The organism is Bacillus sp. AR2-1 (assembly GCF_008368755.1).
In the GTDB taxonomy this organism is placed as follows: Bacteria; Bacillota; Bacilli; order Bacillales; family Bacillaceae_G; genus Bacillus_A; species Bacillus_A wiedmannii.
The window spans coordinates 1-15559 of the sequence record NZ_QORY01000014.1; the positions used below are offsets into that span (position 1 = coordinate 1).

Here is a 15559-nt window from a genome sequence, read left to right on the forward strand (position 1 = left end):
ATTGTTGTTCTTGATTTTGCGGTGCTGCATATGGGTTTTGAGGATATTCATAATTAGGACGTGTGTCGTATGAGCTTTGTTGATAATTAGCTTCTTGGTTTTGCGGTGTTTCGTATGGATTTTGTTCATATTGTTGCTCTTGTTCTTCATATTGTTCTGTGTATCTTTGGTCCTGTTGCTGAGGATAAAATGGTTGTTGTGGGTAAGGCGGTTGATTATTATAGAACATGTTTATTCCTCCTTCATGATGATGCCTACCACCCAGTGTATGGGCGGACAAGAAAATATGTGATGAAAAAATGCGGGCGTGTTACAATAAGTAACTGGGTGAAGATAAAATGACAAAACAAGAAAAGATTCAAAAAACAATTACTTTTGTAAAACATATTTTAGAAAAAGATGCGAGTGGGCATGATTGGTATCATATTGAGCGCGTACATAAACTGGCGATTTCTTTATTCGAGCAAGAAGGGGGAAATCGTTTTATAATTGAAATGGCAGCATTACTTCACGATGTGGCAGATGAGAAGTTAAATGAAAGTGAAGAAGCAGGAATGAAAAAAGTTTCTGATTGGTTAGAAGAGTTACATGTTGAAGAAGAGGAAAGTAAACATGTTCTTCATATCATCGCCAATATGTCTTATAAAGGTGGTCATGGCGGTAAAGTGGATTCACTTGAAGGGAAGCTTGTTCAAGATGCGGATCGCTTAGACGCTCTTGGAGCAATTGGAATAGCTCGTACATTTGCGTATGGTGGAGCGAAGGGGAGATTAATGTATGATCCAACTATTCCTCCGCGTGAAGTGATGACGAAAGATGAATATAGAAAAAATAACGATCCATCTTTAAATCATTTTTATGAAAAACTTTTAAAACTAAAAGACTTAATGAACACGAACGCAGCAAAACAAGAGGCTGAAGTTCGTCATCGTTATATGGAACAGTTTATTGAACAATTTATGAAAGAGTGGAATGCACAAATATGAAAATGTTAACTGTGGAAAACTTATCGAAATCATACGGAGAAAAACCGTTATTTGATGGATTATCATGTAGTATTACAGAAGGACAACGTGTCGGGATTATTGGTGTAAACGGTACTGGTAAATCGACATTATTAAAAATTATTGCAGGGTTAGAAACTCCTGATACAGGTGATATGACGCATTCACGTGGGTATACAATTAGTTATTTATCACAGCAACCAGAGTTTGATGAAAAACTAACAGTATTAGAGCAAGTGTTCCATGGTGATACACCTTTAATTCGTCTTCTTCGTGATTATGAACAATCGTTATTAAATATCGAAAAAAATCCAAGTAATGAAAAAGTACAGGAACAATTATTTGCAGTGCAGCAACGTATGGATGCGATGAGTGCATGGGAAGCAAATGCGAGTGCAAAATCGTTATTAACGAAATTAGGAATTACTGATTTTACAGCAACTGTTGGAAACCTATCTGGTGGACAAAAAAAGCGTATTGCAATGGCGCAATGTTTTATTGAAACACCTGATTTATTAATTTTGGATGAGCCTACGAACCATCTTGACCATGAGACAGTTGAATGGTTGGAAGAATATTTAGCAAGATATAATGGTGCCGTATTACTTGTAACACATGATCGTTATTTCTTAGATCGTGTGACAAACCGTATTTTTGAATTAGACAATGGTAAACTATATAGTTACGAAGGAAACTATAGTACATTTTTAGAAGCGAAAGCACTTCGTGAAGAACAAGAAATTGCGCAAGAATCAAAACGTCAAAACTTATATCGCCGCGAACTAGCATGGATTCGACGTGGTGCAAAAGCTCGTTCGACAAAGCAAAAAGCACGTATTCAACGATTTGATGAGTTAAAAGGTCAAGAAGGACCAGCTGCAAAACAGTCAGTTGATATTGCACTTAGCGGTAGCCGCCTTGGGAAAAAAGTACTTGAGTTAAAAGATGTAACGAAAAAATTCGGTGATAAAACGGTATTACACAACTTTAATCATATTGTGAAACCAGGAGATCGTATCGGAATCATTGGAGCGAATGGAAGCGGAAAATCTTCTCTATTAAATATGCTTGCAGGTAAGCTATCTCCTGATAGTGGTGAAGTTGAAGTAGGGCAAACTGTAAAAGTTGCTTATTATACGCAAGAAAACGAAGAGATGAATTTAAATCAACGTATGATTGAATACATTAAAGAGATTGCAGAAGTTATTCATACGACAGATGGAAAAGTAATTGGTGCATCTCAAATGCTAGAACGTTTCTTATTCCCGACGCATTCACATGGTACACCGCTTGGTAAACTATCTGGTGGTGAGAGAAGACGTTTATATTTATTACGTATTTTAATGGGAGAACCAAACGTACTATTACTGGATGAACCTACGAATGATCTAGATACACAAACATTAACAGTACTGGAAGATTATTTAGAAGATTTCCCAGGTGTCGTTTTAACTGTATCGCATGACCGTTACTTCTTAGATAAAGTAGTAGATGAATTGTTCATCTTTAGTGGCGGAGGCGAAGTGCGTGAATTCCTAGGTAGTTATACGGACTTTTTAGAACTGGAAAAGACGAAAGAACTTATTGAGAAGGCGGAAGTTCAAAAAGAGAAAAAAGTGGTAGAAGAAGCTCCGAAACAACAACGTAAACGTAAACTTTCATACAATGAGCAGCGTGAATGGGAAACAATTGAAGATACAATTGCCGAACTAGAAGAGAAAATTGAGTCAATTGGAGAAGAACTTGCGAAAGTTGGATCTGACTTCACAAAGGCACAAGAATTATCTGAAGCACAGCAGAAAACAGAAGAAGAGTTAGAAAAAACGATGGAAAGATGGAGTGAACTATCAGACATCGTTGAAGGATTAAAATAAAAACAAGCTGCATATATTGAAAAGTAAAGAGAAAAACTTTACACTATTGGTAGAACCTATTTTAGGAGGGAAAAAATGAGAACATCTAATCCAATGTTGAAAAAAGAGGCATTCCGTAAAGAGGGAGCAAGCGCTTCTGCGATGACGATTGGCGGAACAGTAGGCAAAACGTTTATTATGCTTATCTTGCTACTTGCAACGTCTGTCTATTCATACATACAAATGATGCAGGGGACGATGAAGATGCCAGTACTAATTGGTGCTTTAATCGTTGCGGCAATCATCGCATTTGCGTCTATGTTCTTCCCACGTATTTCACCTTTTGGTGCACCAATCTATGCAGCGGTAGAAGGGGTTGTATTAGGGAGTATTTCAGCGGTTTATACAATGAAGTTTGGCGATTCTATCGTTTTAAATGCTGTATTACTAACAATCTCAATTCTATTTGCAATGTTAGTGTTATATGCAACGCGTGTAGTAAAGGTAACGGATAAATTCCGTACAGGCGTGATGGCAGCAACACTTGGAATTATGGTTATGTATTTAGTCGTATTTCTATTAAACATGTTTGGTGTAACTGTTCCGTACATTCACCAAGGCGGTACAATCGGTATTATTATTAGTGCAGTTGTTATCGTAGTTGCTGCATTAAACTTATTACTAGATTTCGATTTAATCGAAAATGGTGTACGTAGTCAAGCTCCGAAATATATGGAGTGGTACACTGCGATGGGACTAATGCTTACATTAGTTTGGTTATACTTAGAAATTCTTCGTTTCGTTTCTTACTTTACGAAAAATGACTAATAAAAAAATCCTGCATGAAAAATGCAGGATTTTTTTATTTTTAAAGATAAATTGATGATATGGTATAATGTGGATGTTGATAACTTGAGTTAAAGGGGGATGGAATGTGATGAAAGAGAAGAAAGGGATTATGAAAAAACTATTTTCTAAAAGTTTTTTCATAGAACTAGAAGATGCTTTAACGTATCCATCATCAGAAGTTATTATTTCCACTATCGAAAGGTATGCGGTTGAATGTCAGGAACAATTGAATTTTGAGAGTAAAGTTAAACCGATTACTTTTTACTTAGAAAATGTAATGTACCGTGTTGAGATAAAGATGGCTCGCGGTGGATATTACATTTCCTGTAGTGAAGTATAAATTTTGAAACCTTACATGTTTAATATATGTAAGGTTTCTTTTTTTCTTTTATAGCATATAAAATAATATTTTTTACTTTAAAATATATGATTTTACGCTTTTTACCCTGCATACATTTTTCTTTACAATGAAGAAAAATATGTGAGGTGGTATAACTTATGATGAATCGAGTTGTATTAATCGGTAGATTGACAAAGGAGCCAGAATTATACTACACAAAGCAAGGCGTCGCTTATGCACGAGTATGTGTTGCGGTAAATAGAGGTTTTCGAAATAGTTTAGGTGAGCAACAAGTAGATTTTATTAATTGTCTCGTATGGAGAAAATCGGCTGAGAATGTAACTGAATATTGTACGAAGGGGTCACTTGTTGGAATTACCGGACGTATTCATACGAGTAATTACGAGGATGATCAGGGGAAGAGAATATATAGAACTGAAGTTGTGATAGAGAGCATTACATTTTTGGAGAGAAGGCGGGAGGGCGCATCACAATAAGAGAGGACGTTAAACAATGGTTTGGGGGAATTAGGTGGAAAGAGAAAGAATGAAAAAGTATGATGATGGAAAGAAATCAGCAAGATAAAGCATCCGAGTAGGTTTAGAGAGGTGGAACATGTTACAATACACGTAAGAACACGCAATAAAGGAGAGTTTTTTACGTGAAGATTAAAGCAATTGAACCGACGCCAAGTCCAAATACAATGAAAGTTATTTTGAATGAAGTATTACCATCAGGAGCGCGAAATAATTATACAAATGAAAATAAAGAACAAGCACCAATGCAAGTGCAAGAAATTTTGAAAATTGAAGGCATTAAAGGTGTATATCATGTAGCCGACTTTTTAGCAGTGGAGCGAAATGCGAAGTTTGACTGGAAAGTTTTATTACAACAAGTTCGTTCTGTTTTCGGCGAAGAGGTAGTAGAAGAAAGTGAAGAACAACAACTTGCTCATTTTGGGGAAGTGAAAGTGTTTGTTCAAATGTTCTTTACAATTCCAATGCAAGTAAAGTTAACAGATGGAACATCGGAAGAACGTGTTGGCTTACCAGATCGTTTTAAAGAATCAATTATGAAAGTACAAATGTCTGCACCAAACGTTGTAAAAGAACGTAAATGGGTGGAACAAAGTACACGTTACGGTAATTTTGAAGAAATCGGGAAAGAAGTAGTAGAAGAGATTGTTGCTGCTTATTCAGAAGAACGTGTAAATGAAACAGTTAAAGAATTATTAAACCAGGCAGGTGCTGTTGAAGTAACGATTCAAAAGCGTGAGCCATATAAAGTAACAGAAGAGATGATGAAAGATGCTGACTGGAAAAACCGTTTTGCAGCATTAGAACAAATGGATCCTACTGAAGAAGATATTTCAGTGTTGAAGATGGCGTTAGATGATGAAAAGGTTTCAATCCGTCGTTTAGCAACAGCGTATTTAGGTATGGTAAAAGGTGATGGAGTATTGCCGTTATTATATAAAGCGTTATTAGATCGTTCAGTAAGTGTTCGCCGTACAGCGGGCGATTGCTTATCAGACGTAGGTGATCCAGCAGCGATGTTCGTTATGATTAAATCTCTGAAAGATTCAAGTAAATTAGTACGCTGGCGTGCAGCGATGTTCTTATTTGAACTTGGAGATGAAAGTGCGATTCCGGCATTAAAAGCAGCGCAAGATGATCCAGAGTTTGAAGTAGCGATGCAAGCGCGTCTAGCATTAGAGCGTATTGAAGGCGGAGAAGAAGCAAAAGGTTCTGTATGGAAACAAATGACGGAGTCTCGTAAAGGGGAATAATGTATGATTGTTTTCTATGATAGTTGGTGCCCGATGTGTACGGCGGTTGCAGAACGTACGAAAAAACTAGATAAAAAGGGTAAGATGAAATTTGTTTCATTTCGAGATGAAGATGTAGTTGAGAAGTATGAACTTTCTCAAGAACTACAAAGCAAGATGGAACAAAGATTGTATATTTTAAAAAATAATAAGTGGTATGACGGGATTCATAGCATACATGTATTAGCAAAGGCCGTTCCATCTTATTGGTTTGCCGTTCCTTTTATAAAACTATCTATCGTACTCGGATTTGGAAGTAAAGTATACGATTATATCGCTAACAATAGAAAACTTGTCCCAGTTGGGCATTGCCGCGGTGGGGTTTGTGAAATCCCTACAAAAAAATGAAATCATCGTTATCTTTCTTTTGCACCTAGTAATAGAGCGTGATATGATGAATTTGGAATGAAAGTTGAAGGAGAGATTACACGATGTCAAATGCTTATGAAGAATACATGCGCCAAATGGTAATCCCAATGCGTCAAGAATTAGTGCGTTCTGGGTTTGAAGAGTTAACTACAGAAGAAGCTGTAACAGAATTTATGGAAAACACGGCAGGTACAACTTTAGTAGTTGTAAACTCAGTTTGTGGTTGTGCAGCTGGTTTAGCACGTCCATCAGCAGGTCAAGCAGTTGTTCGTGCTGAAAAACAACCTGATCATCTTGTAACTGTATTCGCAGGCCAAGATAAAGATGCTACTGCAAAAATGCGTGAATACTTCGGAGAAATTCCTCCATCTTCACCATCTATGGCATTATTAAAAGGAAAAGAAGTTGTTCACTTCATTCACCGTCATGAAATTGAAGGTGCAACTATGGACGAAATTATTACGAACTTAGAACAAGCTTTCGAAAAGAATTGCTAAAGAAGGGGGAGAGTAAATCTCCCTCTTTTCTTTATATAGAGGTGAAAAAATGATCGTAACAACAGCAGGAAGAACGAACAAAGAAATGACAGATTACGCAAATAAGGTAGCAGCAGAATTAAATCGTTCTTTCGTTAAACGTAATGACGTACCAGTACATAAACTGCATGAGCAGTATGAACAAGATGTACTTGTTGTAGGGAAAAATCGATTAGCTATTTATCCGAGAGGAACGGAAGAGTCATTTTTCTTTCATCCAAACTCAGCGATGTTTCGTGTAAAAAGGTTAATGCGCGGAGAACACGATCCGTTTGTACAAGCCACGCAATTAGAGAGCGGGATGACAGTATTAGATTGTACGCTCGGTATGGCATCAGATAGTATTGTAGCTAGTTATATTGTTGGTGAAAGCGGAAAAGTAACGGGACTTGAAGGCAATGAGTATATGGCTTATATTATGGAAAATGGTTTGAAAACATGGTCTTCAACTGTTTCTGAAATTGATGAAGCAATGCAACGAATCGATGTGAAGCAAACGGAGCATTACGCATTTTTAACACAATGTGAAGACGATAGTTATGATGTCGTGTACCTTGATCCGATGTTTGAAGAAACTGTAATAGAATCAGATGGAATAAAAGGATTAAAACACTTCGCTTTGTATCATGATATTACTGACGAAACAATTGCGGAAGCCAGGCGTGTGGCGAGAAAGCGTGTCGTTCTGAAAGATCATTTCCGTAGTTCTAGATTTGAAAAACATAATTTTCACGTATACAAAAGAAAAAGTGCTAAGTTTCACTTTGGTGTAATTGACCCTTGCTAATTGTTTGAAAAGATGTATAATAAGCAATAATTAATTAAATATACTGTCTGTGATGAAGAGAGTAGTCTTTTTTTGGAAGGAAAGCGAGCTAGGGATGGTGTGAGCCTAGTGCGGAAGAAAAAGATGAAGCGCACTTCGGAGATGCTTCTTGAACGAATAGTAGAGTAAGCCGAGGCCCCCTGTCCTCGTTATAAACGGGAAAGTGGTTCGTAATGAACAACAAGGGTGGTACCACGGGTTAAAACTCGTCTCTTTTTTAGAGACGAGTTTTTTGTGTTTTAAAAATGAAGGAGGTTGTAGTATGGATTATAAAACGCAGTTTGCGGAAAGTTTATCTAATATTTTCACGAATGAATTAACGCAAAACCAAATTTTAGATTTAATCGAAACGCCGAAACAAGATGAATTCGGAGATGCGGCATTTCCATGTTTTTCACTTGCGAAACAATATAAAAAATCACCAGCTATTATCGCAAAGGAAGTTGCTGAGAAATTAAGTGATCCATTTTTTACGAAAGTAGAGGCCGTTGGTCCTTACGTAAATGTATTTTTTAATCGTGAAATTGTAAGTGATGCAGTATTAAAAACGGTTTTAGCGGAGAAAGAAGAGTACGGTCAAAATCACATTGGTTGTGAAAAAACGGTAGTTATTGATTATTCTTCTCCTAATATTGCGAAACCTTTTTCAATGGGGCATTTACGTTCTACGATGATAGGTAATTCATTGAAACATATCGCTGAAAAATGTGGTTATGAAGTTGTAGGAATTAATTATATTGGGGATTGGGGAACACAGTTTGGAAAGTTAATTACGGCTTATAAAAAATGGGGAAATGAAGCAGTAGTTAAAGAAGATCCAATCCGTGAACTATTTAAGTTATATGTTCAATTCCATGAAGAGGTAAAAACCGACGAAGCACTAGAAGAAGATGGACGCGCTTGGTTTAAGAAATTAGAAGAAGGTGATGAAGAAGCGGTTGAGCTTTGGAATTGGTTCCGTCACGAATCCTTAAAAGAATTTTCTCGTATTTATGAACTTCTCGGTGTTGAATTTACTAATTTTCAAGGAGAAGCTTTTTATAATAACTTAATGGAAGATTTTATTGGAATTTTAGAAGAACATGATTTGCTTGAAGAGTCTGACGGCGCGTTAGTCGTTAATTTAGAAGAAGAGGGAATGCCGCCTTGCTTAATTAGAAAATCAGATGGTGCGACGATTTACGCAACACGTGACTTAACGGCAGCTGTATACCGTCAAAACACATATGCATTTGATAAAGCGTTATATGTAGTTGGCCCAGAACAAAGTTTACATTTTAATCAATTTTTCACAGTATTAAAAAAGCTTGGTTACAATTGGGTTGAGGGCATGGAACATATACCGTTTGGGTTCATTTTAAAAGACGGTAAGAAAATGTCGACACGTAAAGGAAGAGTTATTTTACTTGAAGAAGTACTTGAGGAAGCAATAGACCTTGCAAAACAAAATATTAAAGAGAAAAATCCAAACTTAAAACAGAAAGAAGAAGTAGCAAAGCAAGTCGGCGCTGGCGCAGTTATCTTCCATGATTTAAAAAATGAGCGTATGCATAATATTGAATTCTCATTAGAAAATATGCTGAAATTTGAAGGTGAAACAGGACCGTACGTACAGTACACACATGCACGTGCTTGCTCTATTTTAAGAAAAGAAAGTGTAGAGTTTGAAACGTGTACGTTTGCATTAAAAGATGATCATAGCTGGAGCGTCGTAAAATTACTTAATAAGTTCCCACAAGTAATTGAAGCAGCCTTCAACAAAAATGAGCCATCAATCATTTCGAAATACGTATTAGATGTAGCACAATCGTTTAATAAATACTACGGTAATGTTCGTATATTGGAAGAGAGCGAAGAGAAAGAAAGTAGACTGGCATTAGTTTATGCTGTGACGGTTGTATTAAAAGAGGGATTACGTTTACTTGGGGTGGAGGCACCTGAGGAGATGTAAAATAAATAGGTATACGTATCATAGTAGATATGTATGCCTATTTATTTTTATAGAAAATGTGAAAGCAGAAGTTTAATTTTATTAAATCTAAACTTTTCTAGAATTGTTTCAAGTGTAGGAATGTCCATATTAAATGGAGAATTGTAATGTCATATATAGAAAGGAGGCGTTAAACTTGGAAACATACGATTGGAACAGTAAACTAGCATATTTAAAAAACACAAGAGATTTATATTACAACGACGATTATGTAAGCTTTTTAGTAAATATGGTTTGGAAGATTACTAAGCCAGTACATATTGTTGATTATGGTTGTGGATATGGTTATTTAGGCTTAGTATTAATGCCATTACTTCCAAAAGGATCAAAGTATACCGGCATTGATAGTGGAGAAACATTATTATCTGAAGCGAGAGAGTTGTTTCGTTTACTTCCGTATGAGACAGAATTTCTAGAGGGAGATGCTACAGAAATTGAATTGAAAGATACATACGATATAGCAATTTGTCATGCTTTCTTATTACATATGAGTTCGCCAAAAATGATGCTACAAAAAATGATGCATTCAGTTAAAAGGAACGGAAAAATAATCTGTTTTGAACCACATTGGATATCAAATATGTCTTCATACTCTTTAAATGGAGAGAATCAATCGGAAATTATTAGGCTAGGTGCTTTGCAGAAGTTATTTGAAAGTGACATGCAGAGAAGCGGAAAAGATGGAAATATTGGTATGAAAATACCGATATTTTTAAGTGAACTAGGCGTGAAAAATATTCAATGTAGAGTAAGTGATAAAGTGAACTTTTTAGATTCTAATATGCATCATAATGATAAACAAAGGTTGTATCATTCGTTAAAAGAAGAGGGAATTGCAGGGGATCCGGGTGATAAACAGCATTTTATAGAACGTTTAATGGCTAGAGGATTAACATATGATGATGCGCTAGCTCAATATGAAGCTGAACTCCGATTTTTTAAAGCATTTCAAATGCATTCTTCTTTAGTATATGCTCCGAATATGAAAATTACATTTGGTGACATAGAATGTTAAAAGGTAGAGGTATTTTGAGGATTGTCATTTTTTGTCGGTAAGTCGATATCCACCGTATAATCGCTGATATATTTTGAAAATCGTCGATATATTTCAAAAATCACTGATATATTTAAATTATCGCCGATATAATTTCATGTACGGATTTCAGCTTTCAAAAGATAAGCTCCTCATGTTACGTTATTCCATTTAATTAAACAAAATATGGGGGGAAACAATCATTTTTACTATATTTTGTTATAAATTTGAATAATATTAATTAATACCATCCATTATAAGAGATTTTAGTTGAATACCTACAATATGATGTGTAAAATCTAAGCAAGTAGCAGTACAAATAAATATTCGAGGTGAATACATGCTAGATTTTAAGCAGTTAGATGCTTGTTTGAAAGACAAGAGATTTATAGATGGATTACAGGAAATAAATAATGAAATTTCATATATAAAAGAAAAGAATACTTTATCTTATTTGAAGAGTTGGCTTGCTAGTGTTCCTTCACATAAGGAGTTTGACATATTAATACGTCTTACTGATGAAGGGCTTATGCACCAATACAGTTCATTCCTCATTCGCTACGCCTACAAAAAATTCCCAAATATAAGAACGCTCTCTTTATATTGTGATGAGTTAATTGATGAGCGGAAAATACTTGAAGTAGAACAGTTGTTAAAAGACTCATTAGAAGAGGTAAGTAAAGAAGAAATAGAAGCTGATCTTTTAGCGAAAACATATTTTACGTTAGTACGATGTTTGTTGGAAATGAAACGAAATGAAGAAGCCCTAATCTATATGCAAAAGGCAGAGGAGTACAGTTCACGTGCCGTATTTGATAAATGGGGCTACGTCTATATGCATACAGGTGAATGGGAGAAAGCAGAAGAACAATTTATAGCCGGCATGCAGCATAAAGATTGTGAAGAGCTATCTACCTATTTATTATCACAATTATATGCGAATCAAGGAGAACAAAAACGTGCATTAAAGCTAATTGATGATGCGATTGTAAAGTTCCCGCAAGTACCATATTTTCATTTTGAAAAGGTAAAATATTTATTAGATTTAAGGAAGTATGAAGAAATGTTAGCGGTAATAGATAACATAAATAATCAGCTTCCTTATCATGCGTATAAAGCTTACTTTGTACATTTACGTGCAGAAGCGCTTTACAAAATGAATAAACTTGTAGATTTACAACAGTTATTAAAAGAAGAAAAAAGTTTAAAAGAGTCTTTATATCATAATTTAGAAAAAAATCCAGATGGAAAAAAGGTGCATTTACCGATAGTTCCTATTGTACAAAAGGATAATTATTGTGTTCCGACAAGTTTAGAAATGATGTTGCAGTTATGGGGAGAAAAACGTACGCAAGATGAAATAGCAGAGTTTATTTTTGATATGACAGGATCGAAGTTTTCAGATACTGTTTCTTATTTAGAACAATTAGGTTATGAATATCGTTATTTTAAAGGGAATGAGGAAATTTATAAGAGACTGCTGGATGAAGGGATTCCTGTTTTATTAAGTATAGATATTGAGCATGCTTCACATGTACAAGTGCTATCTGGATATGATGATACGTTACAAGTTTTTTATGTTCAAGATCCGAACTTTATAGAACCAGTTATTGTGGAATATAGTAAGTTACAAGAAAAATATCGTTACACAGGTTGTTTAGCGATTACGTTTGTTCCGAAAGAAAAGAAGGAGCAACTAGCATTTTTAAATGAAGAAGAAAATCGTTATTTTAAATCTATTTTTTCTCTTACAGATCATTTAGATGAACATGATAAAGAGGGGATTCATAACCTAGTACAATTTTTAAAAGAGACGAGTGATAATCCGAATACGTGGTTATATACGGTTAAGCATTTAGATGTTGAAGTAGATAATGAGTTTATTATATGTTGTATTGAAAATTTAATGGAGAAGTTTCCGAACTCAGATTTTGTTAAATTGCATGGTGCGCAGTGCTTTATTCGCCTTCAAGAATTAGAAAAAGCCGGGCAAATGCTGACAAGTGTTGAGAAGAAAAATAATCGTGCTTTATATCATTTAATAAACGGAAGATATGCTTTTGAACAGGAAAGTTATATAGAAGCGATTTCAAGTTTTCGTTCCTCATTACAATTAGACGCAGATCAGCCGATTGCTTGGAGTTTTCTCGCTCTATCATACATGTATATCGATCAATCTGAAAAGGCGTTGCAGTTTTCTCAAGTTGCTTTAGAACGTAGTCCAGAAAGATTCACTTTAACGAATCACGGATTAATATTAATAGATTTAAAAAGATATGAAGAAGCGTATGAAATTTTTAATGACCTATTAAGAGAGAATAAAAATGAGGCACATGTATGGTATGAGCGCGCGAGATGTGCGCATCATTTAGGGAAATTACATTTAGCGATAAAAGGGCTTAAAGTAGCGATTTATTTGGATAGTAATGCACCTTACATTTATACGGAACTTTCGGAAATATACGAGTCTGATTTGAAGGATGAGGAAAGTACGAAAGAAATTTTATTAAAAGGTATTGAGAATTGTGACGATAAGGCACCTCTATACGTAAAACTCGGTGACTATCATTTTCAAAATGATAGTCTGGAAGAAGCAGAAACATTGTATAATCGTGCTTTAGAAGAAAATCATGATGATGTTTATTCTCACTTCGGACTTACGCAAGTTTATATGGCGAAAGAACAATACAAGGAAGCGAAACAATATATTCTCGGTATTGAAAAACAAATTGAAAAGAGCCAAGATTTTCTTATGAATGCGGGAATGGTTTTATGGGATGCTGAGGTTGAACTTGGTGGAAATGAAGAAGGGTTTAAAGTAGCTTTGTCTAAGTTAGAGAGTGGTATAAAGCAGAGTGAATATAATGTGGCAAGTGCGTTAGATGAATATGTGAATCGAATTAAAGGAACGGTATTTGTACAAAGAGGTATAGCATTCTTAAGAACGTTACACAAAGAAAGAAATGAAATAAGCGAATACGGTTGTTATACAGGTATTTTATATGAATCTATTGGGCAGTACGGCCAAGCGATGAAAAGGTATAATAAGGCGATAGAACAAAAGGAAACGGCATTACCGTATTACCGAATTGGTGAAACACTTATGGCATTAGGGCAATTGACAGAAGCGAAACAAGCGTATGAAACATGTTTAGAGCTTGATGGGAATTTCGTAGGTGTACATTTACAGCTTGCAGAAATATATGAAAAAGAAGAAAACCGCTCTAAAGAACAAAGTCATATGGTTCAGGCGATGAAAGAAGAGCCGTTGCATATTAATATGGAATATTTGGCACAGCTTTCAGTAGAAATGAATCTTCAGGAAGAGTTACTGACAGAACTAGAACAATTAGCGGACGAAGTACCTGAAATATGGCGATTAGATGCGATTGCACATGTGTATGGAGCGATGGATGAAATAGATAAAGAACAAGTACAGATTGAATACGCGCTACAATTAGATGGTGAGCATACAGAAGTTCTATATCATTATGCCAAAGTGTTAGTGAAAAAAAGAAATGCAAAAGCAATTGAAATTGCAATGAAAGTTATACAAAAAGATGCAAATAATGAACAAATATTTGATGTGTATGTAAAAGCAATAGAACAACATAAGAAATTGTCTAACATACGAGATTTTCTTCATACATTAAAGGTGAAGAAGGCAGAAAGAAGTATGGCATTTATGTATGCTGCATCTGCGGTGACGGAAAGATGGATTGAACGGCAACAAAATGAACAGCCGAAGAAATCCATAATTACGAGAGCTTTTTATCGTATGAAAAACCGTGCGAAAGAAATTTCGATTATTACTACAATCATTGATTTGTATGAAATTTCGTTAAAGTTAAATCAAAAAAATAGTATGGCAGCGCAGCGATTTTCACTATTTTACGAGAATGTGGCGATGTATAAAGAGGCGATAGATGTATTGCAAACATCGTTAGAAAATAAATGGGATTACGATGTAGCGAAGCAACTTGTAAATCTTTTCATAGAGTGTGAGGAAGAAGATATGTTACGGGATGCTTCAGAATTAACGAAGCAAATGGTTCGAGAGTTACCAGATGATTATGATACGCTTCTTTTACAAGCGCAAGTATTCTTTAAAATAGGAGAAGAAAGAAAAGCAGAAAAGATTACCTTACAATTAACGGAGCAAACACCGTTTGTAAGTAGAGCATTTCTTGCTTTAGGAGAAATGTATCAAAGTCAAGAAAGGTTTGAAGAGGCAATTCATGTATTAGAAAATGCTTCTATACATCATCCAAATGAAGCAGCAATTCTTCTTTCTTTAGCATCTTCGTATCATGGTGCCGGACAAACACTAAAGGCAGAAAAAATAACAAATGATGTATTAACAATAGATGCGAGTGATTTGTTAGCAAGATATGATCATGCTTGTTATTTAGCACAGTTAAATAGAATTGAAGAGGCGAAGCAAGAGCTTGAAATTGTTCTTCGTGAGGATGAATCAGGATTCTTTGCTGAGCTTATTGAAGAAGATGAAGATTTAGCTGGAATACAAGAATTTAAGAAATAATTGTATAGGAATTGTGAAAAAAGGGTATAATTAAATATATATTTCGAATTAGTTGACAATTTATTGCCCAATGGCATAAAATAACTGTTAATAAAGTATACAAATCTGAAGACGAGAACGAGTAAAATAATGAATTGTTCCCCAGAGAGCCGGTGTATAGCTGAAAGCCGGTGTGCAGACGTTATTTGAAAATCATCTCCGAGGAGCCGAGGCTGAAAATAAGTAAGCCCGGACGGATGTCTACCGTTACAAAGAACACGTATGATAGTACGTTGCTAAGTGCTATTAGCGAAGAGCTAATAGAATTAGGGTGGTAACGCGGTTAAACCCGTCCCTACTTCATAGGGACGGGTTTTTTGTGTGCTTTAAAACATTCAAAGGAGTGATT

Annotated in this window: 12 protein-coding genes, 1 pseudogene and 2 other annotated features; of the genes and pseudogenes, 12 read left to right on the forward strand and 1 reads right to left on the reverse strand. The window is 35.3% G+C overall.

Going from position 1 to position 15559, the window contains the following annotated elements:
- Positions 1-229, reverse strand: a pseudogene (locus DT250_RS16035) (hypothetical protein); the annotation flags it as partial.
- Positions 230-338: 109 nt separating this feature from the next.
- On the opposite strand from DT250_RS16035, the gene DT250_RS16040 reads away from it, so the two are divergent.
- From DT250_RS16040 to DT250_RS16095, 12 genes are all read left to right on the forward strand, one after another.
- On the forward strand, positions 339-986 hold the full coding sequence (locus tag DT250_RS16040) for an HD domain-containing protein (RefSeq protein WP_060488601.1): 648 nt from the start codon (positions 339-341) through the stop codon (positions 984-986).
- Positions 983-2878, forward strand: coding sequence for an ABC-F family ATP-binding cassette domain-containing protein (locus DT250_RS16045; protein WP_060488602.1), 1896 nt, complete (start codon positions 983-985; stop codon positions 2876-2878). The genes DT250_RS16040 and DT250_RS16045 overlap by 4 nt, the downstream gene beginning before the upstream one ends.
- 75 nt (positions 2879-2953) lie before the next feature.
- Complete coding sequence (locus tag DT250_RS16050; RefSeq protein WP_001260655.1) at positions 2954-3685, forward strand: Bax inhibitor-1/YccA family protein; 732 nt, start codon at positions 2954-2956, stop codon at positions 3683-3685.
- A gap of 106 nt (positions 3686-3791) precedes the next feature.
- Positions 3792-4046 carry a DUF4318 domain-containing protein gene (locus tag DT250_RS16055; protein WP_046959282.1) on the forward strand — a complete coding sequence of 85 codons (255 nt, stop codon included), beginning with the start codon at positions 3792-3794 and terminating at the stop codon, positions 4044-4046.
- Between the two features lie 158 nt (positions 4047-4204).
- Positions 4205-4543: a single-stranded DNA-binding protein gene (locus DT250_RS16060; RefSeq protein WP_000982025.1), complete on the forward strand. Its 339-nt coding sequence runs from the start codon at positions 4205-4207 to the stop codon at positions 4541-4543.
- A 164-nt stretch (positions 4544-4707) separates the two neighbouring features.
- A complete protein-coding gene (locus DT250_RS16065; protein WP_048540927.1) occupies positions 4708-5835 on the forward strand; it encodes a conserved virulence factor C family protein in 1128 nt (375 codons plus the stop codon).
- 3 nt (positions 5836-5838) lie between these two features.
- The gene (locus tag DT250_RS16070) at positions 5839-6222 is read left to right on the forward strand and encodes a thiol-disulfide oxidoreductase DCC family protein (protein WP_000634877.1); all 384 of its coding nucleotides are present in this window, start codon (positions 5839-5841) and stop codon (positions 6220-6222) included.
- Between the two features lie 83 nt (positions 6223-6305).
- Positions 6306-6740 carry a BrxA/BrxB family bacilliredoxin gene (locus DT250_RS16075; RefSeq protein ID WP_000063705.1) on the forward strand — a complete coding sequence of 145 codons (435 nt, stop codon included), beginning with the start codon at positions 6306-6308 and terminating at the stop codon, positions 6738-6740.
- A gap of 49 nt (positions 6741-6789) precedes the next feature.
- Positions 6790-7566, forward strand: coding sequence for a class I SAM-dependent methyltransferase (locus DT250_RS16080; protein ID WP_060488603.1), 777 nt, complete (start codon positions 6790-6792; stop codon positions 7564-7566).
- 40 nt (positions 7567-7606) lie between these two features.
- Positions 7607-7822: a binding site (T-box leader), on the forward strand.
- Between the two features lie 45 nt (positions 7823-7867).
- On the forward strand, positions 7868-9556 hold the full coding sequence (argS, locus tag DT250_RS16085; RefSeq protein WP_060488604.1) for an arginine--tRNA ligase: 1689 nt from the start codon (positions 7868-7870) through the stop codon (positions 9554-9556).
- Positions 9557-9689: 133 nt separating this feature from the next.
- On the forward strand, positions 9690-10610 hold the full coding sequence (locus DT250_RS16090) for a class I SAM-dependent methyltransferase (RefSeq protein ID WP_080377727.1): 921 nt from the start codon (positions 9690-9692) through the stop codon (positions 10608-10610).
- A 358-nt stretch (positions 10611-10968) separates the two neighbouring features.
- Positions 10969-15171, forward strand: a complete 4203-nt coding sequence (locus DT250_RS16095; RefSeq protein ID WP_149213335.1) for a bacteriocin-processing peptidase family protein — start codon at positions 10969-10971, stop codon at positions 15169-15171.
- A gap of 99 nt (positions 15172-15270) precedes the next feature.
- Positions 15271-15510: a binding site (T-box leader), on the forward strand.
- Positions 15511-15559: the final 49 nt, after the last annotated feature.

Coding starts and splice junctions, on each gene's coding strand:
- DT250_RS16040 (WP_060488601.1), top strand. CDS start 339: ATGACAAAACAAGAAAAGATTCAAAAAACAATTACTTTTGTAAAACAT.
- DT250_RS16045 (WP_060488602.1), top strand. CDS start 983: ATGAAAATGTTAACTGTGGAAAACTTATCGAAATCATACGGAGAAAAA.
- DT250_RS16050 (WP_001260655.1), top strand. CDS start 2,954: ATGAGAACATCTAATCCAATGTTGAAAAAAGAGGCATTCCGTAAAGAG.
- DT250_RS16060 (WP_000982025.1), top strand. CDS start 4,205: ATGATGAATCGAGTTGTATTAATCGGTAGATTGACAAAGGAGCCAGAA.
- DT250_RS16070 (WP_000634877.1), top strand. CDS start 5,839: ATGATTGTTTTCTATGATAGTTGGTGCCCGATGTGTACGGCGGTTGCA.
- DT250_RS16075 (WP_000063705.1), top strand. CDS start 6,306: ATGTCAAATGCTTATGAAGAATACATGCGCCAAATGGTAATCCCAATG.
- DT250_RS16080 (WP_060488603.1), top strand. CDS start 6,790: ATGATCGTAACAACAGCAGGAAGAACGAACAAAGAAATGACAGATTAC.
- argS (WP_060488604.1), top strand. CDS start 7,868: ATGGATTATAAAACGCAGTTTGCGGAAAGTTTATCTAATATTTTCACG.
- DT250_RS16090 (WP_080377727.1), top strand. CDS start 9,690: ATGGAGAATTGTAATGTCATATATAGAAAGGAGGCGTTAAACTTGGAA.
- DT250_RS16095 (WP_149213335.1), top strand. CDS start 10,969: ATGCTAGATTTTAAGCAGTTAGATGCTTGTTTGAAAGACAAGAGATTT.